The 26,183-nt window shown below is 64.6% G+C and carries 22 protein-coding genes and 3 pseudogenes; 12 read left to right on the top strand and 13 right to left on the bottom strand.

The genetic code is table 11. The features are described 5' to 3' along the window. Positions 1-7: 7 nt before the first annotated feature. The 4 genes and pseudogenes from THIMADRAFT_RS21545 to THIMADRAFT_RS21530 all read right to left on the bottom strand — a co-directional run. Positions 8-1,873: a putative nucleotidyltransferase substrate binding domain-containing protein gene (locus THIMADRAFT_RS21545; protein WP_007195238.1), complete on the bottom strand. Its 1,866-nt coding sequence runs from the start codon at positions 1,871-1,873 to the stop codon at positions 8-10. Between the two features lie 190 nt (positions 1,874-2,063). Then, a complete protein-coding gene (locus THIMADRAFT_RS21540; RefSeq protein ID WP_007195237.1) occupies positions 2,064-3,869 on the bottom strand; it encodes a sodium:solute symporter family protein in 1,806 nt (601 codons plus the stop codon). Between the two features lie 13 nt (positions 3,870-3,882). After that, positions 3,883-4,161: a DUF4212 domain-containing protein gene (locus THIMADRAFT_RS21535; protein WP_050799656.1), complete on the bottom strand. Its 279-nt coding sequence runs from the start codon at positions 4,159-4,161 to the stop codon at positions 3,883-3,885. Positions 4,162-4,200: 39 nt separating this feature from the next. Further along, positions 4,201-4,455, bottom strand: a pseudogene (locus THIMADRAFT_RS21530) (DUF4212 domain-containing protein); the annotation flags it as partial. A gap of 512 nt (positions 4,456-4,967) precedes the next feature. On the opposite strand from THIMADRAFT_RS21530, the gene thrC reads away from it, so the two are divergent. The 8 genes from thrC to THIMADRAFT_RS21490 all read left to right on the top strand — a co-directional run bounded on the left by thrC (position 4,968) and on the right by THIMADRAFT_RS21490 (position 14,156). Further along, complete coding sequence (thrC, locus tag THIMADRAFT_RS21525; RefSeq protein ID WP_007195235.1) at positions 4,968-6,353, top strand: threonine synthase; 1,386 nt, start codon at positions 4,968-4,970, stop codon at positions 6,351-6,353. Beyond that, positions 6,350-7,963 (top strand): alpha-isopropylmalate synthase regulatory domain-containing protein, encoded by a 1,614-nt coding sequence (locus tag THIMADRAFT_RS21520; protein ID WP_007195234.1) that lies wholly within the window; start codon positions 6,350-6,352, stop codon positions 7,961-7,963. The genes thrC and THIMADRAFT_RS21520 overlap by 4 nt, the downstream gene beginning before the upstream one ends. A gap of 84 nt (positions 7,964-8,047) precedes the next feature. After that, complete coding sequence (locus tag THIMADRAFT_RS21515) at positions 8,048-8,431, top strand: DUF6394 family protein (protein ID WP_007195233.1); 384 nt, start codon at positions 8,048-8,050, stop codon at positions 8,429-8,431. Positions 8,432-8,622: 191 nt separating this feature from the next. Next, a complete protein-coding gene (locus THIMADRAFT_RS21510; RefSeq protein ID WP_007195232.1) occupies positions 8,623-10,341 on the top strand; it encodes a potassium channel family protein in 1,719 nt (572 codons plus the stop codon). Positions 10,342-10,528: 187 nt separating this feature from the next. Then, a complete protein-coding gene (locus THIMADRAFT_RS21505; RefSeq protein ID WP_007195231.1) occupies positions 10,529-11,080 on the top strand; it encodes a hemerythrin domain-containing protein in 552 nt (183 codons plus the stop codon). Positions 11,081-11,388: 308 nt separating this feature from the next. Then, positions 11,389-12,489, top strand: coding sequence for a ferrochelatase (gene hemH / locus THIMADRAFT_RS21500; RefSeq protein ID WP_007195230.1), 1,101 nt, complete (start codon positions 11,389-11,391; stop codon positions 12,487-12,489). Between the two features lie 45 nt (positions 12,490-12,534). Then, a complete protein-coding gene (locus tag THIMADRAFT_RS21495) occupies positions 12,535-12,999 on the top strand; it encodes a gamma-butyrobetaine hydroxylase-like domain-containing protein (RefSeq protein ID WP_007195229.1) in 465 nt (154 codons plus the stop codon). Further along, positions 12,996-14,156: a PQQ-dependent sugar dehydrogenase gene (locus THIMADRAFT_RS21490; protein WP_007195228.1), complete on the top strand. Its 1,161-nt coding sequence runs from the start codon at positions 12,996-12,998 to the stop codon at positions 14,154-14,156. Before THIMADRAFT_RS21495 ends, THIMADRAFT_RS21490 begins: the two co-directional genes overlap by 4 nt. 208 nt (positions 14,157-14,364) lie before the next feature. Here the strand turns inward: THIMADRAFT_RS21490 and THIMADRAFT_RS21485 are convergent, their stop codons facing one another. The 6 genes and pseudogenes from THIMADRAFT_RS21485 to THIMADRAFT_RS21465 form a co-directional block, all read right to left on the bottom strand. Next, positions 14,365-16,221 (bottom strand): IS1634 family transposase, encoded by a 1,857-nt coding sequence (locus THIMADRAFT_RS21485; RefSeq protein WP_007195227.1) that lies wholly within the window; start codon positions 16,219-16,221, stop codon positions 14,365-14,367. Between the two features lie 283 nt (positions 16,222-16,504). Beyond that, positions 16,505-17,728 carry an argininosuccinate synthase gene (locus tag THIMADRAFT_RS27565; RefSeq protein ID WP_040733573.1) on the bottom strand — a complete coding sequence of 408 codons (1,224 nt, stop codon included), beginning with the start codon at positions 17,726-17,728 and terminating at the stop codon, positions 16,505-16,507. A gap of 111 nt (positions 17,729-17,839) precedes the next feature. Beyond that, a pseudogene (locus THIMADRAFT_RS27560) lies at positions 17,840-18,397 on the bottom strand (ERCC4 domain-containing protein); the annotation flags it as partial. A 102-nt stretch (positions 18,398-18,499) separates the two neighbouring features. Beyond that, positions 18,500-18,946: a hypothetical protein gene (locus THIMADRAFT_RS21475; protein WP_007195225.1), complete on the bottom strand. Its 447-nt coding sequence runs from the start codon at positions 18,944-18,946 to the stop codon at positions 18,500-18,502. Between the two features lie 60 nt (positions 18,947-19,006). Beyond that, positions 19,007-19,285, bottom strand: a complete 279-nt coding sequence (locus tag THIMADRAFT_RS21470; protein ID WP_007195224.1) for a hypothetical protein — start codon at positions 19,283-19,285, stop codon at positions 19,007-19,009. A gap of 427 nt (positions 19,286-19,712) precedes the next feature. Then, positions 19,713-20,114: a hypothetical protein gene (locus THIMADRAFT_RS21465; protein WP_007195223.1), complete on the bottom strand. Its 402-nt coding sequence runs from the start codon at positions 20,112-20,114 to the stop codon at positions 19,713-19,715. A gap of 188 nt (positions 20,115-20,302) precedes the next feature. Here THIMADRAFT_RS21465 and THIMADRAFT_RS26015 point away from each other — a divergent pair. Continuing rightward, a pseudogene (locus THIMADRAFT_RS26015) lies at positions 20,303-20,569 on the top strand (transposase); the annotation flags it as partial. Positions 20,570-20,847: 278 nt separating this feature from the next. Here THIMADRAFT_RS26015 and THIMADRAFT_RS21455 read toward each other — a convergent pair. The 3 genes from THIMADRAFT_RS21455 to nhaR form a co-directional block, all read right to left on the bottom strand. Next, positions 20,848-21,285: a CoA-binding protein gene (locus THIMADRAFT_RS21455; RefSeq protein ID WP_007195221.1), complete on the bottom strand. Its 438-nt coding sequence runs from the start codon at positions 21,283-21,285 to the stop codon at positions 20,848-20,850. 274 nt (positions 21,286-21,559) lie between these two features. After that, on the bottom strand, positions 21,560-21,874 hold the full coding sequence (locus THIMADRAFT_RS21450) for an HvfA family oxazolone/thioamide-modified RiPP metallophore (protein WP_007195220.1): 315 nt from the start codon (positions 21,872-21,874) through the stop codon (positions 21,560-21,562). 273 nt (positions 21,875-22,147) lie between these two features. Beyond that, complete coding sequence (gene nhaR, locus THIMADRAFT_RS21445) at positions 22,148-23,056, bottom strand: transcriptional activator NhaR (protein ID WP_007195219.1); 909 nt, start codon at positions 23,054-23,056, stop codon at positions 22,148-22,150. Positions 23,057-23,460: 404 nt separating this feature from the next. On the opposite strand from nhaR, the gene THIMADRAFT_RS21440 reads away from it, so the two are divergent. The 3 genes from THIMADRAFT_RS21440 (at position 23,461) to THIMADRAFT_RS21430 (ending at position 26,175) form a co-directional block, all read left to right on the top strand. Beyond that, positions 23,461-24,108 carry a CDGSH iron-sulfur domain-containing protein gene (locus THIMADRAFT_RS21440; RefSeq protein WP_007195218.1) on the top strand — a complete coding sequence of 216 codons (648 nt, stop codon included), beginning with the start codon at positions 23,461-23,463 and terminating at the stop codon, positions 24,106-24,108. Positions 24,109-24,209: 101 nt separating this feature from the next. Further along, on the top strand, positions 24,210-24,854 hold the full coding sequence (locus THIMADRAFT_RS21435; RefSeq protein ID WP_007195217.1) for an HAD hydrolase-like protein: 645 nt from the start codon (positions 24,210-24,212) through the stop codon (positions 24,852-24,854). Positions 24,855-25,071: 217 nt separating this feature from the next. Next, on the top strand, positions 25,072-26,175 hold the full coding sequence (locus THIMADRAFT_RS21430; RefSeq protein ID WP_007195216.1) for an AAA family ATPase: 1,104 nt from the start codon (positions 25,072-25,074) through the stop codon (positions 26,173-26,175). Positions 26,176-26,183: the final 8 nt, after the last annotated feature.

The following is a 26,183-nucleotide window of genomic DNA, read 5'->3' as shown; positions in this document are numbered from 1 at the left end:
GCCGGCGCTACGCGAAGCGGCCCGCTTGATAGCGCTGCCCGAGGGACTCCTGCATGGTGTTGATGAGGAGAAAGGCGTCCTTCAGATGTCCGCGCTCGAGCGGAGAGAGCTCGTCCGGCGACAGGAAATTATCGGCTTTTTTCCCGTGCGCGAGCTGATCGGCCTGATGACGCATCCGCAGCGTTCCGACCAGCTCGATGGCGTCGGTCAGGTTCGCGGCCCCGTCCTTGCTCAAGGTCCCGTATTGTGCCGCGGCGCTCAGGCGCTCGATCGTGTTGGTCTCGGGGAGTCCGCCCGAGAGCGCGTAGATCCGCGCCAGGTCGACGATCGGCACGATGCCCTTGTGTTTAATATCGAAGGTGTGGTCGTGGTCGCCACCCTGAATCAACACGATATTCCGGAAGAATCCCAGCGGCGGTCGATACTTGAGCGCGTTCGCGACCATGTAGGCGATAAAGATGCGGTTGGCCTTGGAGCGTTCGAGAACGCGCTCCTGAAGCTCGCCGAAAAGATTGGCCGGGTCATAGACAGCCCGCAGGTCGAAAAAGACGTTTGCGAGCATCAAGGACATCGGTTCGGGCTTCAGGATCCAGTTGGTGAAGTATTTGTGCCAGATCTTCAACGGCTGGCGCCATTTCGGGTTCGACGCCATGACGTCGCCCGGGCAGTACACGAAGCCGCAGGCGTCCAGACCGTCGTTGACGATCTTGGCGAGTGCGGCGAAGTAGGCATCGTCGTCCGGTTTTGTGTGATCCGCGATCAAGAGCGCGTTGTCTTGGTCGGAGTGCGAGGACTGCTCCCGACGCGCCTGCGAGCCCCCGACGATCCAGGCGTAAGGGACGGGCGCGCTGCCGAGATCCGCCTCGGCCAGCGTGATCAGACGCTGTGTGATGGCGTCGGTGACGGCGCTGATGGCCTGCCCGACGTGGTTTGCGGTTGCACCTCCGTTGACGAGGTGGACCTGAAGCTCGGGGATCTTGGCGCTGATCTGCACCAGCGTCTCGATCGATGTCGCGCGGTGGATATCGCCGACGAGATAGACCGCGTTCGCGCTCTGAAAACGGGTGAGGTCGGTTGTCGAGATCAGGCCGGCGACCCGCTCCCCGTCCAAGACCGGCAAATGATGCACGTTGAGACGCGTCATGGTGATCAGGGCCTGGAAACCCAGTGTATCGACCTGCGCGGTCTGTAGTTTCTCGGTCATGATCTCGCGGACCGGTCGCTCGGTCGACAGGCCGACGGCGACGCAGCGGCTGCGCAGGTCGCGATCCGTAATCATGCCGGCGAGCCGATCGCCTTCCATGATCAAGAGCGAGGAGACGCGGTGCTCGGACATCACCCGTGCGGCCTCGCGGATGCTCGTCTCCGGGCTCGCGACGATCGGCGTGCGGTTGATCATGTTGCCGATCTGCACCGTCATCAGTCCGGTGCCGGCGGCTGGAGCGTCCACCATGATGTCGAGTGCTTTACGCAGGCGACTGGAGATGGATTGGTCGAAATGCTCGGCGAACTCGGCATGACGCTCGCGCAGGTCCGCCAGCTCGGTGCAGGGCAGGGCGTAGACGAGCGTATCCTCCGAGGTGTTGCCGAAGAATCGACCGCCTTCCGGCGTGGGCCGACAGGGCATATCGCACAGATCGCCTTCGGCCAGCTTGCCGACCAGCTCGCCGTTGGCGTCACGGAGCTCTACCGCGCCGCGGCGCAGGAGATAGACGGAGGACGGATCGGCGTTTTCCGGCGGAAACGGCGTGCCTCGGCGGAAATACCGGACAGACAGGCGCTGGGGAAGACGCTCGAGCGTCTCCTGCGGGAGTTGATCGAAGGGCGGGTGCGTGGCCAGGAAGTCTCGGATCTCGATCAGCTCGATGTTCATCGCGCGACGCTCGTGGTCTGGCTAGTTGGGTGGCCGACGCGGCCGGACTGGACCGGCGCTGCAGCAATAAAAAGCCCCGCCGAAGCGGGGCTTGAACCTCGAGCGAGTGACCTTGCGGATCCGTCCTTCGGTCACTCGCTCGCGCGCCGGCAAGGCACTTGCTTCGGGTGCCTGCCGGTCCGCGTCGCGCTCAGTGGCCGGTTGCCACTCCGGAGCCGCGCGGGATACGCACGTCTTCGACCAGGTGCTGGATATGTTCCGGGGGCGCAGCCGCGAATTTCGACACCACGATCGCGACGACGAAGTTCACCAGTGCACCGACCGCACCGAAGGCATTCGGCGAGATGCCGAAGAACCAGTCAGGTCCCATGCCGAGCTCCGGCGCAAGGAACTCCGTACCCGGGATGAAGAAGATCCCTTTGTGCTGGAACACATAGAGCAAGGTCACCGAGATACCCGCGATCATGCCGGTCACCGCGCCCGCCGTATTCATGCGCTTTGCGAAGATACCGAGCATCAGCGCCGGGAAGATCGACGAGGCCGCGAGACCGAATGCAATGGCGACGGTTCCTGCCGCAAAGCCCGGTGGATTCATGCCGAGATACCCGGCGAGGATGATCGCGCCGATCATCGACAGACGTCCCGCCATCAGCTCCTTTTTCTCCGAGATCTTCGGCATGAAGACGCCCTTGAGCAGGTCGTGCGAGATCGAGGACGAGATGGCAAGCAACAGTCCCGCTGCGGTCGAGAGCGCAGCCGCAAGACCGCCGGCGACGACCAAGGCGATGACCCATGCCGGTAGATTCGCGATCTCGGGGTTGGCCAACACCATGATGTCGTTGTTGACCGTGACCATCTCGTTGCCCTTCCAGCCGAAGCTTTCGGCCTTCGCCGCGAACGCCTCGTTCTTGTCGTCGTAGTACTGGATACGACCGTCGTCGTTCTTGTCTTCCCACTTGAGCAGACCGGTGGTCTCCCAGCGCTTGAACCAGTCCGGACGCTCGTCGTAGACGAGATTGCCCGTCTCGCTGCCGACCGGACCGATCTGGATGGTATCCATCAGATTCAGGCGAGCCATAGCGCCGACTGCCGGTGCCGTGGTGTAGAGGATCGCGATGAAGACCAGCGCCCAGCCGGCCGAGAAGCGTGCGTCACGCACCTTCGGGACCGTGAAGAAGCGGATGATGACGTGCGGCAGTCCGGCCGTACCGATCATGAGCGACAGGGTATAGACGAACATGTTGAGCGAGCTGCCCATCACCTGCGTGGTGTATTCCTTGAAGCCGAGGTCGGTGACCACCTGGTCGAGCTTGGCGAGCAGGGTCAGCCCGCTTGCCGTGCCGTCGGCGACGTATTCGCTGCCGAGACCGAGCTGCGGGAGCGGGTTGCCGGTCAGATTCATGGAGATGAAGATCGCCGGAACCGTGTAGGCGAAGATCAAGACGACATACTGCGCGATCTGGGTGTAGGTGATGCCCTTCATGCCGCCAGTGATGGCGTAGACGGCGACGATGCCCATGCCGACGATGATGCCCATCTCGTAGGTTATGCCGAGGAAGCGGGAGAAGGCGACGCCGATACCGGTCATTTGGCCGATAACGTAGGTCACCGATGCCAGGATCAGGCAGATGACGGCCACGACGCGCGCGGTCTGCGAGTAATAACGGTCGCCGATGAATTCCGGCACCGTGAACTTACCGAACTTGCGCAGGTACGGGGCCAAGAGCAGTGCGAGCAAGACGTAGCCGCCTGTCCAGCCCATCAAGAAGACCGATCCGCCGTAACCGCCGAAGGCGATCATGCCGGCCATGGAGATAAAGGACGCGGCCGACATCCAGTCCGCTGCCGTGGCCATGCCGTTGGCGACCGGGTGTACACCCCCGCCCGCGACGTAGAAGTCCCCGGTGGTCTTCGCTCGGGCCCAAATGGCGATCCCGATATAGAGCGCGAAGGTCACGCCGACGATACTGTAAGTCCAAAGTTCAAGTGTTGTCATGGTGTTGCGCCCCTTATTCCTCGCCGAAGTCGTATTTTTTGTCCAGACGGTTCATCGCTGTCGCATACACGAAGATCAAGACGACAAAGATGTAGATGGATCCCTGTTGTGCAAACCAGAAACCGAGCGGATAGCCGCCGAGCATGATGGCATTCAAAGGCTCGACCAGGAGGATGCCGAAGCCGAAGGACACCACAAACCAGATCGTCAGCAGGATGGCGAGGAGACGCAGATTCTCGCTCCAATACTGTGCGTGCTTGCTCGGTTGCGCGGGTGAATGCAAGGACTGCATGTCATCGCTGCCGGATTGATAGGGCGTGCTGCTCGTCGAATCCTCGCCGACATCGAATTTATTGTCGAGCGTATTCATCGAGACGGCATAGATGAAGATCAGCGCAACGAAGATGTAGATGGATCCCTGTTGAGCGAACCAGAAACCGAGCGGATAGCCGCCAAGCATGATGGTGTTCAACGGTTCGACCAACAGAATGCCGAAGCCGAAGGAAACAATGAACCAGATCGTCAGCAGAATCGCCAGGAGACGCAGATTTGCGCTCCAGTATTCCGCTCGTTTGCCAGGAGTCATGGGTTGTGTCACTCCGTAGTGTCGGATGAGTGTTCGGGGTCGGGGTGACGGGGCGATGACGGAACCCTTCATGCGGCTGGCTCGTCGGCCGTAAACTGTGCCCCCTCGGTCGATCTTGTTGTTGTCGACTGCTCGCAGCGCGCATCCAGCCTAGCAGACAGGCCAAGCGAGCAGTCGGTCGCGCAACCCGAACCCGTGCTCTCATATCGAGTTGCGAAGCCGGTCTTGCGCGTTGGCGTGGTCCGGCAATTTTTCCTTTTTTCCTTTCATGCCTCGCCCGACATCTCCGGGCTAGGCGCCGGCATTGTCTGGTGCGCCACGTCATGCTGTCAACGACGCTACGGCCCTCCGGTGCCGAGAATGTATCGGTAAAGCACGATCGTCGGCAACATCCCGTCGCACATTCCCGAGCGCGGGCCGAGTCTCGGCGGAATCTCGGTTGCCAACGGTCGCGGTGTTTCTTACCCTGCATCGCGATCATGTCACAACACTGAGCGGCGGGTTCGATCGATATGCAGTATTCAAGCACGCGCGGCGGGATTGCACCGGTCGGCTTTGCCGAGGCCGTCTTGATGGGTCTGGCGAGCGACGGCGGGCTCTTGGTTCCGACGCAGTTACCGCGGGTGGACGCGGCGACCCTGCGTGACTGGTCCGGTCTGCGCTTTGAGGATTTGGCCCTCGAGGTCATGGCCCCCTTCGTCGGGGGCGACATCCCGCGGGACGAGCTGCGCACGCTGATCGATGACTCTTATGCGACCTTCACGCACCCCGAAGTGACGCCGATCGTCGGTGTCGGCGATCGACGGATCCTCGAGCTTTTCCACGGACCGACCGCGGCGTTCAAGGATGTTGCGCTTCAATTCCTCGGAAATCTCTTCGAGTATCTCCTGGCGCGCGATGGCGGGGAGCTCAACATCTGCGGCGCCACCTCCGGCGATACCGGCTCCGCGGCCATCTACGGCGTCCGCGGCAAGGCGCGGATCAGCATCTTCATGCTTCATCCGAAGGGCCGCATCTCGCCGATCCAGGAACGTCAGATGACGAGCGTGCTGGACGCCAACGTTCACAATATCGCCGTGAGGGGTAGCTTCGACGATGCCCAGCGCATCGTCAAAGAGCTCTTCAACGACCTGCCGTTCAAGTCCGAATTCAGCCTGGGCGCGGTCAACTCGATCAACTGGGCACGGATCCTCGCCCAGATGGTTTATTACGTCTTCGCTTGGGCGCGCTGCAGCGGCGGCGATCCGGAGCATCGGGTGAGCTTTGCGGTGCCGACCGGCAACTTCGGCGATGTCTTCGCGGGGTATCTCGCCAAGCGAATGGGCGTGCCGATCGATCGTTTGATCATCGCGACCAATCGCAACGACATCCTGACGCGGTTCGTCGACACGGGCGTCTACGCGGTCGGCGAGGTGTTTCAGACCCTCAGTCCCGCCATGGACATCCAGATCGCGTCGAATTTCGAGCGCTACCTCTACTTTCTTCACGACGAGGACGCCGGAAGGGTCCGCGCTCTTCTCGAGACGCTGCAGACAACCGGCCGGCTCGAAGTGGAGACAGCGCATCACGAGCGCGCCCGGGCCGATTTCGATGCCGTCGCGGTGAGCGACGCCGAGACGCTCGAGCAGATTCGGCAGACCTACGCCGCCAGCGGTTACATCCTATGTCCGCACACCGCCGTCGGGGTCAAGGCGGCGGGCTCCGGCGACGCCATCTGTCTCGCGACGGCTCATCCCGCCAAATTCAACGAGGCGATCCGTTTGGCCATCGGCTGCGATGCCCCGCTGCCGCCCGTGCTGCAGGGGCTGATGGATCTGCCGACGCGCTGCCTCGAGCTCGATGCGGGCGCCGACACCCTCAAGGCACATATTCGGGAAACCTTGAGGGACACCCGATGAGCCCGACGACACGCACACCGCACGACGACGTCCCGGCCGCGAGCGTGCCCGGTCGCGATGTCTTCATCATGGACACGACCCTGCGCGACGGCGAGCAGACTCAAGGCGTCTCCTTCTCGCCCGATGAAAAGGTCAATATCGCCAAGGTATTGCTCGAGCTTGTGCGGGTGGATCGTATCGAGGTGGCGTCGGCCCGCGTGTCCTCCGGCGAGGCCCATGCCGTCGCTCAGATCATCGCCTGGGCCGAAGAGCGTGATCTGGCGAGGCGGGTGGAGGTATTGGGTTTCGTCGACGGCGGGCGCAGCGTCGACTGGATCCGCGATGCCGGCGGGCACGTGATCAACCTGCTGGCCAAGGGCAGCGAGAAGCACTGTCGCGGCCAACTCGGCAAGACCCTCGATCAACACGCCGCCGACGTCCGAGACACGATTGCGATCGCCCATGACCGTGGCCTTGCCGTCAATCTCTATCTCGAAGATTGGTCGAACGGCTACCGCGACAACCCGTCGTACGTGTTCGGGCTGGTCGAGCGCCTGGCCGATTGCGGCGTCGGGCACTTCATGCTCCCGGACACGCTCGGCGTCATGACGCCGGAGCGTGTTTTCGACGCCTTTACCGACATGCTCGGGCACTTTCCCGGCATTAAGCTCGATTTCCATCCGCACAACGACTACGGTCTCGCGACCGCCAACGTGCTCGCCGCCGCTCGGGCGGGCGCAGCGGCCGTTCACTGCACCGTCAATTGTCTCGGCGAGCGCGCGGGCAATGCCTCCCTGGCCGAGGTCGCCGTCAACCTGCGCGATCAGCTCGGCCTGAGGATCGGGATCGACGAGAGCCATCTGGCTCGCATCAGCGAGCTGGTCGAATACTTCTCGGGCAAGCGCATCGCCGACAATGCGCCCATTATCGGCGCCGATGTCTTCACGCAGACCGCCGGGATCCATGCCGACGGCGATCGCAAGGGCAGCCTCTACCACACGCGCCTCTCGCCCGAGCGTTTCGCGCGACGACGCAAATACGCGCTGGGCAAGCTCGCCGGCAAGGCATCGCTCGCGAAGAATCTGGAGCGTCTTGATATCACGCTCTCCGAGGAGAATCAGGCCAAGGTCCTCAGGCGGATCGTCGAGCTCGGCGATTCGAAAAAGACCATCACGATCGAAGACTTGCCCTTCATCATCGCCGAGGTTCTCGAGAGCAAGGACTACAACTACGCCGAGCTGCTCGCGTGCTCGGTCTCCTCGACCCTCGACTTGGAGTCGACGGCGAGCATCCGGATCCGTATCGCCGAGGAGATCCACACGGCCGCCGGCAGCGGCAACGGCGGCTACGATGCCTTCAACAACGCGCTCGCCAAGATCGTGAAGAAGCGTGGTCTGACATTGCCGACACTGCTCGACTACGAGGTTCGCATCCCCAAGGGCGGGCGCACCGATGCACTCACCGAGTGCAGCATCACCTGGGCCACCGACCAGGGCGAGCTGCGCACCCGCGGCGTCCACGCCAATCAGGTCTTCGCGGCAATCGGGGCGACCGTACGGATGCTCAACATCGTCATGCACCGTGCGCTTGCCGCGCAGCGCGCCGCCGAAGCGGCATGCTCGGCGGCGTAACGGCGTGCATCCGTTCATGCGACACGCCTCGACGCGCGCCGCGATGAGGATAAACGCAAGATATAGCGCGAGGAGCCCCGCCGCATGAATCCCGAAAAGGTCGTCTTCGGCTTCTTCATCGTCTTGGCCCTGACCCTGAATTTCGGGTTCTTCGTCGGCGAGATCGACAACCCGGAACATCACCATGTCTGGGAGCTGTTCGCCGTCATCTTGGTGAACTTGGTCGCGACCGTGCTGAAGTTCGGCGACCGCACCCACATGGGCGCCCTGCTGTTGGCGACCAGCCTGGTGGCCATGCTGCAGCTGATCGGCGCGGCCATGATCTGGACGATTGCGGTTCACGCGACCGAGGCCGGAATGACACCCGCGATCATGGCCAGCATCGTCTCCTTGAGCGGCGGGGCCATGATCGCCAACGTGGTGTCGGTGGTGCTGCTGGTGATCGAGACCTTCACCCTGCGTCGCTGAACCGCGTCCGGCGCGAGATGCGCCGTTTTCATTTTGCGTTTGGCTTTGGAGATGTCCTCGATCTCGGTGAGATGCGGTCTAAACGTCAATATTTTTAATATCTTAAACCGCGCCGGCTCCAGCGGTCGTCAAGTCTGCCGGGGCCGATCCCATCCAAAAAAATCGCCTACCGCGCCGGGCGCGGTTTAATTATGGACAACGTCGTCTATCTCATCATGCGGCGGATGCGCGCACCGCTGCTGGTCTTGATCGGGACCTATGCCGTGGCAATGGCGGGGATGGCGCTGATTCCGGGGCAGGACGCGGCCGGCAATCCGGTCCCGATGAGCCTCTTCCACGCCTTTTACTTCGTCAGCTACATGTCGACCACCATCGGTTTCGGCGAGCTGCCGAATGCCTTCACGGACGCACAGCGGATTTGGGTCGCCTTCAGCGTGTTCGCCACGGTCGCGGTCTGGCTCTACGCGATCGGAACCGTGATCACGCTGCTGCAGGACACGACATTTCAGCGGGCCATCACGGAGGCACGCTTCCGTCGGCAGGTCCGGCGCCTGCGCGAGCCCTTCTATCTCGTCTGCGGTTATGGTCAAACCGGCACGGCCTTGGTGCGCAGTCTGACGGACCGACACCAGCGCGTGGTGGCGATCGATATCGATCCGGAACGGGTGAGCCTGCTCAGGCTCGACAACCTGCGCGAATACGTCCCCGCCTTGTGCACCGATGCCCGGCAGCCGTCCAGCCTCGAGGCCGCAGGTCTTCGACATCGGCTGTGCAAAGGGGTCGTGGCGCTGACCAACGTCAACGAGGCCAATCTCAAGATCGCGATCGCTGCGAAGCTCCTGCATCCGAACATCACCGTGATCTGCCGGGCCGACTCGCACGAGGTCGAGGCCAACATGGCCTCGTTCGGTACCGATCATATCTACGACCCTTTCGATACCTTCGCACTCGACATGGCGATTGCCATTCAGGCGCCCTGTCTCGCCCTGTTGAGCAAATGGCTGGCCGGCTACGAGGACCAAGCCCTCGATGCGCCTATCTTTCCGCCGGCAGAAGGGCGCTGGGTGCTCTGCGGTTTCGGGCGTTTCGGCAAGGCGATGTACCGCCACCTGAGCGAGCAGGGCCTGGACATCACCGTGATCGAGGCGCTTCCGCACAAGACCGGTATCCCGAAGGAAGGCGTCGTGCACGGGCGCGGCACCGAGGCGGTGACGCTCGAACAAGCCGGGATCGGCGACGCCGTCGGCCTGGTGGCCGGCACCGACAGCGACGCGGACAACCTCTCGATCATCATGACCGCGCTGGCGCTGAACCGGTCCCTGTTCGTCGTGGCGCGACAGAATCAACGCCACAACAAGGTCTTGTTCGAGCGCGTCGGGGCACAGGTCGTGATGATGCCGAGCAGTATCATCGCCGACCGCATCCGGGTGCGTCTGGGCACGCCGTTGCTGGCGCAGCTCACGATGCTGGCGCGCGTTCGCGGAGACGACTGGGCCTGCGAGCTGGTCAGCCGAGTCGTCGCGCTGGTCGACGAGCATGCGCCGCACGTCTGGGAGATCGCGATCGACGAGAACCAGGCGCCGGCCTTGTGCGCCATGGATCGGCGCGGCACTCCCGTCACCGTCGAAGAGCTCTCGCGCGATCCGCGCGACCGCGATCGGACCCTGCCGCTGATCGTGCTGCTGCGGATGGATGCCGAGGAGCACGAGCTGCTCCCCGCGCCGGACGTACAGGTGCGCCGGGGCGATCGTTTGTTGCTGTGCGGACGCGCCGATGCAAGCCGAAGTCTGGCCTGGACACTGCGCAATCTCAACGTGCTCGATTATGTCTTGACCGGGAACGTCGCCCCGGGCGGGCTGATCTGGCGCCGGTTGGCAGCGCGTCGCGGGCGTGCCGCCTCCGGCACCTGATCCGCATCCGTCGGCGCCTCGTCTCGGCACGACGTTGGGTCTAGGGGAGTGCACCCGGGCTTCGCGAAACGCAGGATGCGTCCCGCGCGGGGCATACAACGCGGCGAAAAATCCGCGCGTGCTCGGTATCGAGATGAGGATGATGGCATACTGCGGTCCGTCGACCGCTGTCACGAGGAAAAGGCCTATGTACCCGGTAATGACTCGACTCGCCGAGGACCACGTCCGTCTCGCAAGGCTGCTCGATCTGTTCGAAGACCTCCTGAATCGCTTTCACGATGGCGCGGAGCCCGATTACGAGCTGATGGCCGAGATGCTCGAGTACATGGACAACTACTCCGACATCGTCCATCACCCGACCGAGGACATCATCTTCGAGCGCGTCTTGGAGAAAGGCACCGAGCGACATGATGTCTTCGATGTCTTGATGCGACAGCACAAGGCGCTCGGGCAGCTGAGCAAGCGTTTTCGCGAATCGCTCGACGGCATCCTCCACGAGGAGGTCTTGCTGCGAGAAGACGTCGAGGCGCACGGGCGCGAGCTGATCGGGACACTGCGTGCCCACAAGCGTCTCGAGGACGAGGAGGCGTTTCCGATCGCGCTCGAACGTCTGTCCGAGGAGGATTGGGCGCAGATCGAGGCGCAGGCACCGACTCAGGACGATCCCCTGTTCGGGACGCTGGATCCGCTGCGGTATCAAGCGCTCTACGCGCGCCTAGCGGCCGAATCCAGGGGCTGAGCCGCCCCGATGCCCGCGCGATCGGCATCGGCCGGGTCGATCACCGGCCCGAGGATGCCGATCGGCGTCCGTGCGACGCCTGGCGTACCCGGCTTCACCTCGCTCTGCCTGGCCTTCGCGATCTGTCCGACGCGAGCTCGCCGCGGCGGTCGGTCATGCGCGCCTTGTCGATGCTATCCGGCGCCTATACCCCTGTCTTTTCGCCAAAGACATCTCCAACCGGATGCCGGTCCGGGCTCGGACGCGATCGCGCCTGAGATCCGTCGGCTCGCCCATGTCCGGATCCACTCCAAAGCCGAGACGGAGTCATGACGTTCGTAAGTACCCCTGATTTTCGCCACGATACCCCGGAATGCCTCGGGGTCCTGCTCGTCAACCTCGGCACCCCGGATGCGCCGACCGTGCCGGCCGTGCGCCGCTATCTGGCCGAGTTCCTCGCCGATCCGCGGGTCGTGGAGCTGCCGCGCGCGCTCTGGCTCCCGATCCTGCACGCCGTCATCCTGCGCGTGCGTCCCGCCCGCTCCGCAAAGGCTTATCGTGCGGTGTGGGAGGAGGACGGCTCGCCGCTCCTGAGCATCGCCCGGCGCCAGGCCGCCGCGGTCCAAACCCGTCTGAGCGGGCGATTCGCCGGACCGGTGAAGGTCGCCTTGGGGATGCGCTACGGCAACCCGTCCATCCCCGCGGCCCTGGCCGAGCTGCGCCAAGCCAACGCGCGCAGGGTCTTGGTCTTTCCGCTCTATCCGCAGTATTCCGGATCCACCACCGCTTCCGTGTTCGATGCCGTCACGCGCGAGCTGCAGCGCTGGCGCTGGCTCCCCGAGCTGCGTTTCATCAACCATTACCACGACGAGCCGGCCTATATCGACGCGGTGGTCGAGAGCATCCGAAATCACTGGGCCGAGCGCGGCGAGCCCGAGCGCCTGCTGTTTTCTTTCCACGGGATTCCCAAGGATTATTTCGACAACGGCGACCCCTATTTCTGCCATTGCCAGAAGAGCGCGCGTCTGATCACCGATCGGCTCGGCCTGCCGTCGGATCGCTGGGCGCTGACCTTCCAGTCGCGCGTCGGCTTCAAAGAGTGGCTCAAGCCCTACACGGACGAGACCCTGAAGGCATGGGGCGCCGAAGGCGTGCGCTCGGTTCAGGTCTTGTCGCCCGGTTTCTCGGCCGACTGCCTGGAAACCATCGAGGAGATCGACGAAGAGAACCGCGGCTATTTCCTCGGTGCAGGGGGCGAGACGTTCAGCTATATCCACTGCCTGAACGACAACGCCGCGCACATCGAGATGCTGGCCGGTCTCGTGGAACGACATTCCGCGGGCTGGCCGGAGGTCACCCGGGGCGCGGCCGACGACGCGGCGCTGGCCGAACGACACAGCCGCGCCGTCGCCCTCGGGGCCGCGGCTTGATGCCCGGATCTAGGCTAGACGATCGCCAGCTGCGAGGAATGGACCATGGATCAACGTGCCCGACCGACCGAAATCAACCTGCATCAAAAGTCCCGTATCCTCGAGGTCGCCTTCGACGACGGGGCACGCTTCAGGCTGCCGTGCGAGTACCTGCGGGTCTATTCGCCGTCCGCCGAGGTCCGGGGGCACTCGCCGAGCACCGCGAAGCTCCAGGTCAAGAAGGAAGAGGTCAATATCACCGACCTGCAACAGGTCGGCAGCTATGCGGTGAAGATCTTCTTCGACGACGGGCACAAGTCCGGGCTCTATGACTGGGAGTACCTCTACAAACTGGGACGGGCCTGGCAGCCGTTTTGGTTCGACTATCTGGAAAAGATCGGCGCGGCCGGTTACAAGCGTACGGCACCGGATCCCTTCGAGACCATGAAGGCGCGCGGCGAGGCGCCGTCGGAGCTGCCCAATCGGACTGCGGCGAGTCCGGCCGAGGCCACGGAGGAGGCGACGCCGTGATCCGCCCGAGCCTCCTTGCGGTCATCGGGTTGCTTTGGCTTCCGCTCGCCCATTGCGCGCCGGTCGAAGGCCCGGTCCAGCCTACCGGGGATGTGCCCGAGGCGGAGGGGTGGGGCAGCGATGTGGTGGTGGACGGACTGGAGCATCCCTGGTCCATCGCCTGGCTCCCGGACGGGTCGGCGCTGATCACCGAGCGCCCGGGACGACTGCGAATCCTGCGCGACGGCGCCCTGGTGCCCGAGCCCGTCGCCGGATTGCCTGCGGTGTTGTCCCACGGCCAAGGCGGGCTGCTGGATGTCGCCCCGCATCCGGATTTCGAGCGCAACCGGTTGGTCTACTTCACCTTTGCGACCGGAACCCCGAACGCCAATCGAACCGCACTCGCACGCGGGCGGCTCGAAGCGGATCGGCTTCGGGGCGTCGAGATCATCTTCGAGAACGCCGACGTGAAGAGCGGCGGACAACACTTCGGCTCGCGCCTGCTTTGGCTTCCGGACAAGAGTCTGCTGATGAGTATCGGCGACGGCGGCAACCCCCCGGTCTCTTTCGCGGGCGGCAACATCCGCGACCAAGCCCAGCGTCCGGAGACGCACTTCGGCAAGATTCTGAGATTGACCGAAGACGGAGGCGCTCATCCCGATAACCCCTTCGTCGATCGAAAGGGCGCGCGTGCCGAGATCTACAGCTACGGACACCGCAACATCCAAGGCCTCGCCCTGGATCCCGCAAGCGGACGTGTCTGGGCGACCGAGCACGGCGCCCGGGGCGGAGACGAGCTCAACCTGATCGAGCCCGGCAAGAACTACGGCTGGCCCGAGGTCACCTACAGCATGGAATATCGGGGGGGGCGCGTCTCCGAAGAGACCAGTCGCCCCGGGATGGTCGACCCGCTGATCAACTGGACACCCTCCAAGGCCCCGAGCGGTCTCGCCTTCTACACCGGCGGTCGCTATCCCGGCTGGCAAGGCAACCTCTTCAGCGGCGCCCTGGTTTTCGGCGAGGTGCGGCGCATCCTCTTGGACGGCGCGCGGGTCGTCGACGAGGAAAAGCTCACCATCGGCAATCGCGTCAGGGACGTCCGGCAGGGGCCGGACGGGTATCTCTATGTGCTGATCGACTCGGGAGAAGGGTCTTTGCTGCGGATCCTGCCCCGCTAAAGCGCGCTAAAGCGCGCTAAAGCGCGTCCCGAGTGCCTCCGCCATGTCGGATGGAGACGCGATTCGCGGTGCATCGACGCAAGGCATCATCGGACGCGCTTTAGCCTAAGTTTAACACCCCACCCAAAGCTCCCTTTCCTTTCATTGGCTTACGCCGAACGAAGTGGGCGAGTGGCACTACAAACATGCCATTCTTCGGGATGAGGGATCAAACAATCATTTTATGCACACCTCCCGGGGTGGGGTCGCTGCCGAGGGCCCGGATGATCGCCAGCTGCGCCGGTTCCGGTTGGGTGGCCTTGCGCACATGTAGGGCACGCCCGTCGGGACGGCGGAAGGTGGCGGTCACCCGGCATTGGCCGGCGAGGATCGCACGCAGACTGGACCACCGGTCGGTGATGCCGTGCGCCTGCAGGCGCCGCCGGATGATCTGGACGAACTGATAGGCCAGCACGGTGATGAACAAGTGTCCCTCGGCCCGCTCCGCGGTCTGATGGTAGACCGGGCGCAGACCCAACTCCGATTTTAAGGAGCGGAACACCGCCTCCAGGTCGGTGAGCATGACGTAGGTGCGCCACAGCTGCTCCGACTCCCAGGTCAGCTCGTTGGTGCGCAGGCAATAGACCCCGGGGTGCGTGACCAAGGTGCCGTCGACCGGTCGGCGTTCCCAGCGGATGGCTTGGGCGTTGACCCCGCCGGCATCCGGCTCGACGGTGATGCTGTAGTGCTGCGCGACGCCGTGACTCTTCTCCTTCAACCGCCCGATACGTTCCCACAGCTTGGCGATGCGCTTGGTGGTGCGCGGGCGCGCCAGTCCCTCGTGCAGGGCCTGCAGGGCCGCCTCGAAACGGGTGCAGAACCGCTCGGCGATGCCTTCTTCCTTGTGTGCCCGGCGCTCGGAGTAACAGTAGAGGCGAACCTCCTCGCCCTCGGCGTCGAGGACGCGCTGCACGGCGATGGGATCCCCGCCGGCGGTCTGGATCGCGATCGCCGCGTCCGCATCGAATTGGCGTTGCCGCTCCCGGCTCACCACCAGATAGCGATAGCCCTGCGCGCGCAGCCACACCACGTTCTCCTCGGTGGCGATACCGCGGTCCATCACCACCAGGGCGCCCGCGGGGGCGCCCAAGCCGACGAGCATGCCCTCCAAGGTCGCGCCCTCGACCACGTTGCCGTCGAAGACCTCGGAGCGGCGCACAAAGCCGCTGCTGTCGAGGACCAGGCCCAGGGTTACGAGCGGGCAGTCGCTGCGTTTCTCCTTGGAATGGCCGTGCTTGGCCCGGGGATTGGCCGCCGCCTCGCCTTCGAAGAAGGTGTTGGTCAGATCGTAGAGCGTGACCGTCCAGTCCAACCCGAAGAATTCACTGACCCGGGCGAACAGCGTCTGCTCGATGGCGGCACGGTGGCGCAGCAGGGCATCGGAGGCACGATAGAACCGCATCAGGTTCATGGCCTCGAAGTCGACGTCCAGCAACTCGCCCAACCCGCTGGTCTCGACCAACCAGCGCCGGGTGGCACGCTCGGAGCCCGGCGCGGCCATGCGGGCGATGATCGCCCCGAGGATCGCGGTGCGCTCGGGCGCGTTCAGGCCCAAGCTCTCGAGCAGGGTGGCGAACTCCAGCTGCGCCATCGCCCACAGCCCCACCGACTCCACCCCGACCGAGCGCGGGCGGCTGAAGATCAGCGAGTCCACCTCGATGGTGTCGACCTCGGCGGGTGCCGCCGGGGCCGGCGCCGCGTCCGGTACGGGCGCTTCGGGTGTCGGCGACGCAGCGGGAGTCGTGACCGGCTGCCGCGCCAGCAGTTGGGCGCCGAGGCGCTGCGCCATGCGCTCCAGCTCAGCCGAGAGCTCAACCTCCAGCAGCACGCCCTGCCCGCCGAGCAACTCCTCCAGGCGCACGCACAGCGTCGGCCACTCGGCCGGCGGCACCGCGAAATGGCGCCCGAGGTTCAGGAGCGTGATCTGCCGGACCTTGCCGCCGACGCGCGTGGAGCGCACCAGCCGGTGGGTGTGGTAGCGCTCGCCGGTGGCGGTGTTGCGGGTATGGGTGCGCCGGATGTACATGCCCACACGCTAGCCCATGCGCTGCCGGCTGCCTAGTGGCAGGCCGAAATAATATGGCACTACTTTTCACGGCGAGGTTGCCGTGTACATATGAATCAATGGCATGGGCGGCCTGCGGACAGGAAATCGGACCCGACCGTGTTAAAGATGGGTTAGGATTCAAAAACACCTCTCCCGAAACGCTTTTTTGTCCTAAACCGCGTCGCGCCAACGCAATGGACGGCGACGCGGTCGGAATCGTCTCCGGCCTAGCAGATCGCCTCGGACGCGGTTTAGCAGCCGTTTAGCAGCGGCCCTTGCGCCCGGCCACCCGCAACCGCAACGCATTCAACCGAATAAACCCGGTCGCGTCCTTTTGATCGTAGGCCCCGGCATCCTCTTCGAAGGTCGCAATCGAGGCGTCGAACAGGCTGTTGGTCTCGGACTTGCGCCCGACCACCATCACGTTGCCCTTGTAGAGCCGCAGGCGCACGACACCGTTGACCACCTCCTGGGTCGCGTCGATCGCGGCCTGAAGCATGAGACGCTCCGGTGCGAACCAATAGCCGTTGTAGACGAGGCTCGCATAGCGCGGCATCAGCTCGTCTTTGAGGTGCGCGGCCTCGCGGTCGAGCGTCAAGGACTCCATCGCGCGATGGGCCTTGAGCAGGATGGTCCCGCCGGGGGTCTCGTAGCAGCCGCGCGACTTCATGCCGACATAGCGGTTCTCGACGATATCGCTGCGCCCGATGCCGTTGGCCCCGCCGATACGGTTGAGCTCGGCGAGGACCTCGGCCGGCGACATCCGCTGGCCGTCGATCCCGACACAGTCGCCGCGCTCGAACATCAGCTCGATCAGGGTCGGCTGATCCGGTGCATCCTCCGGCGCCACACTCCAGCGCCACATGTCCGCACCCGGCTCGACCCAGGGATCCTCCAGGTCGTAGCCTTCATAGGAGATATGCAGCAGGTTGGCGTCCATCGAGTAGGGCGACTTGGTGCCGTCGCGCTTCATCTCGACCGCGATCCCGCGGCTCGCCGCATAGTCCATCAGCTTCTCGCGCGAGAGCAGATCCCACTCGCGCCAAGGTGCGATGATCTTGATGTCCGGGTTCAGCGCATAGGCGGTCAGCTCGAAGCGGACCTGGTCGTTGCCCTTGCCGGTGGCGCCGTGCGAGATGGCGTCCGCGCCGGTCTCGGCGGCGATCTCGATCAGACGCTTGCCGATCAATGGCCGCGCGATCGAGGTCCCGAGGAGATACTCGCCCTCGTAGATGGCATTGGCGCGGAACATGGGGAAGACGAAATCGCGCACGAACTCCTCGCGCAGATCGTCGATATAGATCTCCTTCACCCCCGCCGCGGTGGCCTTCGCGCGCGCCGGCTCAAGCTCCTCGCCCTGGCCGATGTCGGCCGTGAAGGTCACGACCTCGCAGCCGTATTCCTCTTGCAGCCACTTGAGGATGACCGAGGTATCCAGACCACCGGAGTAGGCCAACACCACCTTCTTGATTGCGCCTTGCGCCATCGTTCTGCTCCAACTCGGAAAAGTCGGTGAGTATATACCGGTGGGGATTTCACGCACCGCCCAGCGGATCGACTCGGCGACCGCATCGCCGATGCCGGGCACCGCGGTCAATGCCTCGGCATCCGCGGCGATCACGGCCTCGATGCTGCCGAAGTGCTCGATCAGTCGTTTCGCCCGCTCGGGTCCGATCCGCGGCAGCCCTTGCAGGATATGGCTCTGGAGACGCGCCTTCCCGCGTGGCCGCTTGCCGTGTCGCGGGATTGCGCCCCGGGCGAACGACCTGTGCTGACGTGCCGCGAAGAGCATCAGCCGGGCGGATTCATCCGGATCCCGAGCGCGCAGCAGCGGCAGACCGAAGAACAACGTCAGTGTCACGAGCGCGCCCTGGATCGCCTCGCGCCGCATGCGGCTCTCGGTCAGATCCTTCGCGGTCCCTTCGAGGATCAGCGCACCGCGCGGCCCGGCACTCGCCAGACGTTCGGCCTGTGCGAAGAGACGCCCGTCCTTGATCGAAGCCGCGAGATCCATCAACGTCTTGCGCTCGAAGAGCAGGCTGTCGTCGATCAGGTAGTCGCCGACCGGAAGGCGCTCGACCTGGATTTGGAATTCCGGGTGACGACGCAAGGCCGCGAGGACCGGGCTCGATGCCTCGCGATCGTCCACACGCATCGAGAACGCCTGACTCGGATCCATCGTGTCGTGCCTCCATCCAGGGATTGCGTTGCCGACGGGCGATGCCGAATCGGCGTTCCACTCGGATCCGAGCTTCGCCTATCCGAACAATCGGTTCCACCAGCGCCGCCGGTTCTTCGGCGGGGGGCGCGTGCTCGGCAGATCGACAGGCGGAATCAGGCTCATCACCCAGCCGGGCAGGGGAGGGGCGTCGCTGAAACCGCACACCACGCCCAGATTGTTCGGATCATAGATCTTGACGAAGGTCGGTTCGCGCGGATCGTCGGCATAGACGATGCCGCAAAAGTCCTCGCGATGCTCGGTGCGCAGCAGCCGATCGATCTCCGCGACGAAGGCCCTGACGCCCGCCGCATCCGTCGCCGCAGTCGGCGGCGACTCGCCGACCGCGTAGAGAAACCAACCCGCATCCGCGCGTTCGTCGATCCGCGCCCAGAGATCATCGAGCTGATGCCAGCGCAAGGCGGAGGTGAAGCTGCCGCGAAAGGCGCGCAGGTAAGGGTTCTCTGGAGTGTCCAATCGGCTCATGCTCGCCTCGGTTCGTGATCTGTACGCTCACCCTCGCGCCGGTGCGGATTGGTCAAAGGTTCACGGGGTTATCGCGTTGTACTTTAACCTGCTCGCCGTCAGGTCGGCACGCGTCGCCCGACGTTGCCCGCTTCCCCCGTCGTCCGTGGCTGTGGTGCGGGGTGAAGGACCCACGGACTGCATGGTCGGGTCGAGCACGGTCCCGCCGCGGCCTCGGATGATCCGCAGTGCCGCGAGCAGGGTCCAACCCGGGCAGTCGATCACGATCCCGATCCTCAGGTCGCAGGCGAAGATGGGAACGCCGAAGGCGGGAAGGACGACGAAGCGAATCGGATACACCCACGGCGGATTATCCTAGATCCGGCAGTTGACCGCTTCGTACCACATGCAAGGGTTTGACGGCGTTGAGGAGATTAGCCAAATGACGCGTCACCTGTTGGGTGATGGCCGCTACGACCCCTGGAGCACGCCCCGCGCGGCGCCCGACTGCGTTGCAACTCGGTGTCGTAGAACCACTACGACGCCTCGTCGCGCCTTGCCGGACACCACGCGGGACGCACTCCAGGGGCCGTTCAACTGCCGGATCTAGGATTATGCTCCACTGGAACGAGGTGCCGCTCCGTCCGATCCGCAGCGCGGCTCCGTCCAGGGTCCGCCGGAAGGGCCGGCCAGAGAACAACGAGCAGAGCCGCGATGCCTGCCCGAAAAAAGCCCTGCCTCGGTAATCTGTCGTGGCAGGGCTTTTTCTGTCGGATGCTGGGTTGGATCAGCGCTTGCGCGGCAGGATGTCGATTACTCTGATCCAGTCGCTGCCGACAAAGGAATCGCCGTCCGTCGTTGCACCGATCAGGATCAGCTCGTTGTCTCCGCCGATGGCGAGACCATCGAGCGATTTGACTGCGGTCGAATCGAACTTCGCAACGAAGTTGCCTCGATCGTCGGCCTTCCAGCTCTGGATCGGCACGCCGTTGAGCTGAACCGAATAGGCGACGACATCGCCATAGGCCACGTCGGTGTGGACGGTGACCACCTCGCTGGAGCTGCCGATATTGAGCGTCCCGGGCGCGACCTGGATTACCGCCTCGAATGCTTGGATCTGCGCCGCCGCGACCACTAGGCATACGCCCAGCGCCATGCCGGCCATCTGCGAAATCTGTCTTGAAATCATGACCACACTCCTCGAATGCTCCGAGTACACCCGGTCGCCGTCGCGGTGGCCAGGACCTGTCACGGTGTCCGTTCTACGTATTTCCCTATAAGATCCGTGGCTATTACTGAGTATAGCAGGTCGTGGCCGCAGGCCTTCGGGGATGTAGGGTCCTGCAATCCTGCATTGTGGGGCTAAGCCATGTCTCCATGGCCAGACCACTCCGAATCGAGCTCGCCGGCGGGTTGTATCACGTCACCTCGCGTGGTGATCGCCGCGAGACGATCTAGCGTGACGATGCGGACCGAGAGGACTGACTGGCGGTGTTCGCGGACGTCTTTGAGCGCTTTCGCTGGCGCGGTCGTGCCTACTGCGAAATGACCAATCACTATCACGTCGTGGTCGAGACGCCGGAGGGGAATCTGTCGAAAGGGATGCGGCAGCTCGACGGCGTCTTCACCCAGCGGGTCAATCGTCTCGGCGTGCACGACTCGACCGTCAGTCGCGCCGTGCGCCGGTTCGAGCACTCCGATGCCGGCAAGACCATCTGACCAATCGACCCTCGTTTCGTCCCTTGCAGGCCGACCGCCGGCGTCCCCGGCGGTCGGTACCCGGGTCGGCACCGACAGCTCTCGCCGATCGGGCCGACCCTCGCACCCATCCGCGCGTCGAGGCTGACCATGACGCCTCCATCGGCGAAGGACAGATCGCCGACGCCACGCCAGTCACTCTCCGGGCGACCGCAGCTCGCGCGTCAATACTTTCCGGTCAGCTTCATGATGAGCTTATGGATGCCGTGGTAAGACATGCCCGGGTTCAGATACATGACCGCGCAGGTCCCCGTGCGCAGGTTGATGCCTTTCTCCGCGGCGAGTGCCACCGCCTCGGGGGTCTCGTGAGCCATGTGGATCCAGACGTGGCCGATCCCCGCATCCGCTGCCGCTGCAACCCAGCCTGCGGTTTCCGCCTTCGGCACCTCGATGATGAGACCATCGACGGGTTGGGGTAAGGATACGAGCGAGGGATACGCGGGATCACGGTCGACAAGCATGGTGCTGGGGTCGATCGGGTAGACGGTTTTCCCCATCGCCTTCAACCGCCGGTAACTGATGAGCGGAAAGGGCTTGGCTGCGGTGTGTCCGACAACACCGAAGCGGCTGAGGGTAAAGAAGTCTTCGTAATTCGAGGCCATAAGGGCAGGGTTCCGGTTGTTTGGGTGATTTGAGCATGCGCACCGACGGGGCCGGAACAAAGCGCGAGCCTGTTGCGGATGGTTTCTTCCGCGGTGGCTTGCGGGGTCGCCGATACTACTCGGTCGGAGCGAGGCTGTACCAGACGATTTCCCCTCGGGGCGGGGTGGCGAGTGCTATCGCCGACGAGAAGCGCAGCGCAAGGAGCGCCGGGCGGTCTAGACCGGCGCCATGAACGCGGTAGGTGAAGGGTTCATGGCCGCCGGCGAGGTCGGTTTAGGTGGCGCTGTCGGTTCCGCTGTCCATGCCCATGTCGGCGCCGCACTTGCCTTCGCCGCACTTGCCTTCCGTGTCCTTCTCGGCACCGCACTTGCCCTCCCCGCATTTGCCTTCGGCATCCTTGGTGCCGCCGCATTTACCTTCGCCGCACTTGCCTTCGGTATCGGCGCCGGCGATCTGCATGTAGCCGGTGTCGAGCGGCTCCGCGGCGAACGGGTTGCCGGCGGCTTGGGCAAGGCCGAAGGTGCCGAGGCTGCCGACGATGGCAGCACCGACCAGGGCGGCGGCAGGCGTGATGGTTTTTTTGTTCATGGTCTCATCCTCGTGTCGATCGGTGTGGGCACGGCGTCCGGGATCGGACATCCGCCGGCATTATCGCAGCATTGCGCTGGGCTTTGATGCGTCAAAACCCCCGGGGTTCAATCCGAGATCATCGACGGGCATTTGCGCGGTCGGCCATGGTCCACCCCGACACGAGGACCTTGGGTCATCGCAAGGAGATGTCCGGACTTGTGATCGGAACAGACGCGGAGGGCGCGGCGGCACTCGCTGCCCGGGTGGGCTCGCATCGCGGGCCCGAGGCCGTCACCCCCTTGGTGCAAAGAGGTCATGCCGCGCCGACTCCGTGATCGTCGAGACCGCCGGGTGCTTGATGTGGCGCTCGGCCGAGATGGCGTAATAGCGCTCCTTGATGTCGTCGACCCGGGCGATCAGTACGACCCCGTATTTGTCGAGAATGTCCTGCTCTACCGCGGTCGGTGTCGTGAAGATCCCGACTCCGGCCTCGCCGAAGGCCTTCATCAGCGCGCGATCTTCGAACTCGGCGGCGATGCGGGGCTTCACGCCGTGGCGGTCGAACCAGTGCTCGAGTGCGCGATAGAGTGCGCTCGAGCCCGTCGGCATCAGCATCGGCGCGCCGTCGAGCGAGCGCGGAAAGTCCTCACGATGACGGGCAGCGAGCTGCGGAACAGCGAAAAAGCTGATCCCGGATTCTCCCAGGATATGGTTGTAGGCACGGATGTTGAGCGCCGGATTCACCGGGCTGTCGGCGAGGACCAGGTCGAGCTTGTGTACCGAGAGATCGGCCAAAAGGTCGGTCAGGGGCGCCTCGTGGCAGACCAGGCGCATCGGGCCCGGAAGGGCCAGCACGGGCGCCAGCACGCGATAGGCGAGGAGCTTGGGCACGACCATCGCGATCCCGACCCTGAAGGTGATGCCGGAGGCCGGCGGGCGACCCGAGACCACGTCCTGCAGCTCGCTCGTCAGCCTGAAGATCTCGTCGGCATAGGAGAAAACCACCTGTCCGCTTTCGGTCAATGCGAGATTGCGTCCGGACTTGCCGAATAGCTTGGTCCCGATCTGCTCTTCGAGCTCCCGTAGCTGACCGCTGATGGTCTGGGGCGTCAGGTGCAGGACCTCCGAGGCGCGGGCGATGGACCCATGCTTGGCGACAGCCCAAAAGTAGCGCAGGTGCTTCATGTTCAGGTTCGGCATCGGGGGCGGATCCGCGCGATTGGGTGGAGTGAGAAGGATCCCGGCCGAGGTGTTGCCTGCGGGCGGTCTCGACGATGGCTATCGGAGGCTAGTCTGCGGAGGCTGTGACCGGATCGCTCGGGATGATAACCCGAAAGCCGTTTTGCTGATCCGATCCTCGACCAGGGGCAAGGCTTGCGTGGCCCGACGCGAGACCTTCGGCGATGCTTCGCCGTGCCGGGCGTTGCCTGTTCAAGCGCGGGCCCCCACTGTCAATCGAGGCGCGATGGCGGCGGCGGCCGCGCGCTCGCGAATCAACGGGGCCGTCGCGTTTCGCCGGTCCGAGAAACCAATAATCCCAAGCCGTCGGCGGATCGCCCCCGAATATCGCGGGCCGGTTCCCGGCCGATCCAATCGAGGCACGCATGACTAAGAAACGACAATTGGACTTCGAGGGGAAGGAGATCGACGTCCGGTTCGACGGGCGTCTCTGCATCCATGTCGGGGAATGCGGTCACTCCGAGGGCGAGCTCTTCGTGGCCGAGCGCCAGCCCTGGTGCATGCCGGACCTGGTGTCCAAAGCGGAGGTCCGCGAGATCGTCGAACGCTGTCCGAGCGGCGCCTTGACCTATACCGACAAGGCCGGTACGCCTGAGACGGCGCCTGCGCAGAACAGCCTGACCGTCGCCTGCAACGGGCCGCTCTATCTGACCGGCGACCTGGAGATCGAAGGTGCCGAAGAAGACATGCCCGGCGTGCGTTTTCGTGCCGCGCTCTGTCGGTGCGGGGCCTCCGAGAACAAGCCGTTCTGCGACAACAGTCATGTCGAAGCTAAGTTCGAGGATCCCGGCGCAGTCGGCGCGAAGGGTCCCGGGCTCAACGAGACGGGCGGCAAGCTCGGCGTGGAGATGCGTCCCGACGGCCCGCTGGTGCTGACCGGCAATCTGAGCATCCGCGCGGGTAGCGGTCGTCTCGCCTGGCAGGGCGAGAAGGCGTTTCTCTGCCGCTGCGGGGCCTCGAAGAACAAGCCGTTCTGCGACGGGACCCACAAGAAGATCGGGTTCAAGGGCTGAACCGCAGCTGAACCGCGTCCGGAGCGACAGGCTTCGCGAGTCGATTCGTTCGGCCTTGTCGCGGCCAACGGCGATGCCGAGACGCGGTTCAGGAATGACGGATGGCGATTCATATCCTGTTCGATTTCGACGGTACCCTCGTCGACAGTCTCGAGGCGGCCTACACGGCCTTCCGGCAGGTCGGCCCGGAATTCGGGTGTGCGCCGCTGAGCCGGGAGCGGTTGGAGCGACTCCGAGGGATGCACGCGCTCGAGGTGGTGCATGCCTTGGGTGTGCCCATGTACCGATTGCCGCAACTGGCGACACGGATGCGCCGGGCCATGCGTGCGGATCTCATGGAGACGGCCCCGATCGAGGGGATCGGCGAGGTCCTGGAGATGCTGCTGCAACGCGGTCATCGGTTGGGTATCCTGTCGTCGAATGCGCGCGCGAGCGTGCACGAGTACATCCGCCGACATCGGCTGCCCGGTCTGGAAGCCGTCGTCGGAGGAACCGGTCTTTTCGGCAAGGCCGGTGCGTTGCGCCGGCAGGTCCGCAGGCAGGGAATCGCCGCCGAATGCTTGATTTATGTCGGCGACGAGCTGCGCGATCTCGAGGCCGCGCGCGAGGCGCAGGTGCCTTTCGCCGCCGTGGCCTGGGGCTACACGCCTTTGGCGCGTCTGGCGGCTGCCGGTCCCGATTATCAGTGCCGCCATCCGCGGGATCTGCTCACGATCCACGCTTGGATCGAGTGCGGGGAGCGCTAGTGCAGCACCGCGGAGGTCTCGATACCGCCTCCCGGGTACGCCGACGTCAGTCGGTACCCCGGGTCGACGGAGCTCAGTCCGCCGCGGATCCGAGCGCGAATGGCCCCGTAAATTGCGCGGCGTTGCACTCGACGCCGGCGCTCGGCCGAGCCGCGGTCATGCCTGAGCCCGAGGCAACGGGAACGCAGGACAAGAAACGCAGGATAATAAGAGACGCATGACGGCACGGGCCGATGGCGTCCGAGCCGCCACCACGACTGAGGAACCGACGACCTTGGATCAGACGACCGCATACGAACAGGACGCCCCCGCGACGGCCGTGCCCGCGCCCGGACGTGCTGCCGCCGACACCGCGCCCGACACGCTCGCGATGGAATTCTCCGCACTCCGCCGACAGGTCGGCGAGAGTATCCTCGGTCAGCACGGCCTGATCGATCGTCTGCTCATCGCCCTGCTCGCCGACGGGCATCTGTTGGTCGAGGGCGCGCCGGGGCTGGCCAAGACCACGGCCGTTAAGGAGCTTGCAGCCGGGCTCGAGGGCGACTTCCATCGCATCCAGTTCACCCCGGACCTCCTGCCGGCGGACCTGACCGGGACCGAGGTCTATCGCCCCCAAGACGGGACCTTCCGCTTCGATCGTGGTCCGATCTTCCACAACCTGCTGCTCGCCGACGAGGTCAACCGTGCGCCGGCCAAGGTGCAGTCCGCCCTGCTGGAGGCGATGGGCGAGCGGCAGGTGACCGTCGGCCGCGAGACCTATCCCTTGCCGCGGCTCTTTTTGGTCATGGCGACCCAAAACCCCATCGAGCAGGAAGGCACCTATCCGCTGCCCGAGGCTCAGCTCGATCGGTTCCTGATGCATGTCCGGGTCGACTACCCGGATATCGAGACCGAGCGAGCCATCCTGCGGCTCAATCGCGACGAGGCCCGACGGGATCGCGCGGCGACGCCCGGCGTTGTCCTGAGTCAGGCCAGCGTCTTTGCAGCCCGGCACGCGATTCTCGATCTCTATATGGCCCCCGAGGTCGAGGATTATCTGGTCCATCTGGTGATGGCGACCCGCCAGCCCGAGGCCTACTCGCCCGACTTGGCCGGCTGGCTGCGCTTCGGCGCGAGCCCGCGGGCGACCATCGCACTGGATCGCTGCTCGCGCGCGCTCGCCTGGTTGAACGGGCGCACCTTCGTCTCGCCCGAGGATGTCCAGTCGCTCGCCCCCGATGTGCTGCGTCATCGCGTGCTCCTGTCCTACGAGATGGAGGCGGAAGGCCGCCGGCCGGACGACTTCATCGAGGCACTGCTCGCGCGCGTCCCGGCGCCGTAGGTGGTGGT

It is taken from the genome of Thiocapsa marina 5811, from assembly GCF_000223985.1.
Classification (GTDB): Bacteria; Pseudomonadota; Gammaproteobacteria; order Chromatiales; family Chromatiaceae; genus Thiocapsa; species Thiocapsa marina.
The sequence above is the reverse complement of the archived record's forward strand: the minus strand, read 5'-3'. Positions and strand labels throughout refer to the sequence as shown.

Bases quoted from the DNA above. Each gene is read 5' to 3' on its own strand.
- THIMADRAFT_RS21545 (WP_007195238.1), bottom strand. From the start codon at position 1,873: ATGAACATCGAGCTGATCGAGATCCGAGACTTCCTGGCCACGCACCCG.
- THIMADRAFT_RS21540 (WP_007195237.1), bottom strand. From the start codon at position 3,869: ATGACAACACTTGAACTTTGGACTTACAGTATCGTCGGCGTGACCTTC.
- THIMADRAFT_RS21535 (WP_050799656.1), bottom strand. From the start codon at position 4,161: ATGCAGTCCTTGCATTCACCCGCGCAACCGAGCAAGCACGCACAGTAT.
- thrC (WP_007195235.1), top strand. From the start codon at position 4,968: ATGCAGTATTCAAGCACGCGCGGCGGGATTGCACCGGTCGGCTTTGCC.
- THIMADRAFT_RS21520 (WP_007195234.1), top strand. From the start codon at position 6,350: ATGAGCCCGACGACACGCACACCGCACGACGACGTCCCGGCCGCGAGC.
- THIMADRAFT_RS21515 (WP_007195233.1), top strand. From the start codon at position 8,048: ATGAATCCCGAAAAGGTCGTCTTCGGCTTCTTCATCGTCTTGGCCCTG.
- THIMADRAFT_RS21510 (WP_007195232.1), top strand. From the start codon at position 8,623: ATGGACAACGTCGTCTATCTCATCATGCGGCGGATGCGCGCACCGCTG.
- THIMADRAFT_RS21505 (WP_007195231.1), top strand. From the start codon at position 10,529: ATGTACCCGGTAATGACTCGACTCGCCGAGGACCACGTCCGTCTCGCA.
- hemH (WP_007195230.1), top strand. From the start codon at position 11,389: ATGACGTTCGTAAGTACCCCTGATTTTCGCCACGATACCCCGGAATGC.
- THIMADRAFT_RS21495 (WP_007195229.1), top strand. From the start codon at position 12,535: ATGGATCAACGTGCCCGACCGACCGAAATCAACCTGCATCAAAAGTCC.
- THIMADRAFT_RS21485 (WP_007195227.1), bottom strand. From the start codon at position 16,221: ATGTACATCCGGCGCACCCATACCCGCAACACCGCCACCGGCGAGCGC.
- THIMADRAFT_RS27565 (WP_040733573.1), bottom strand. From the start codon at position 17,728: ATGGCGCAAGGCGCAATCAAGAAGGTGGTGTTGGCCTACTCCGGTGGT.
- THIMADRAFT_RS21475 (WP_007195225.1), bottom strand. From the start codon at position 18,946: ATGAGCCGATTGGACACTCCAGAGAACCCTTACCTGCGCGCCTTTCGC.
- THIMADRAFT_RS21465 (WP_007195223.1), bottom strand. From the start codon at position 20,114: ATGATTTCAAGACAGATTTCGCAGATGGCCGGCATGGCGCTGGGCGTA.
- THIMADRAFT_RS21455 (WP_007195221.1), bottom strand. From the start codon at position 21,285: ATGGCCTCGAATTACGAAGACTTCTTTACCCTCAGCCGCTTCGGTGTT.
- THIMADRAFT_RS21450 (WP_007195220.1), bottom strand. From the start codon at position 21,874: ATGAACAAAAAAACCATCACGCCTGCCGCCGCCCTGGTCGGTGCTGCC.
- nhaR (WP_007195219.1), bottom strand. From the start codon at position 23,056: ATGCCGAACCTGAACATGAAGCACCTGCGCTACTTTTGGGCTGTCGCC.
- THIMADRAFT_RS21440 (WP_007195218.1), top strand. From the start codon at position 23,461: ATGACTAAGAAACGACAATTGGACTTCGAGGGGAAGGAGATCGACGTC.
- THIMADRAFT_RS21435 (WP_007195217.1), top strand. From the start codon at position 24,210: ATGGCGATTCATATCCTGTTCGATTTCGACGGTACCCTCGTCGACAGT.
- THIMADRAFT_RS21430 (WP_007195216.1), top strand. From the start codon at position 25,072: ATGACGGCACGGGCCGATGGCGTCCGAGCCGCCACCACGACTGAGGAA.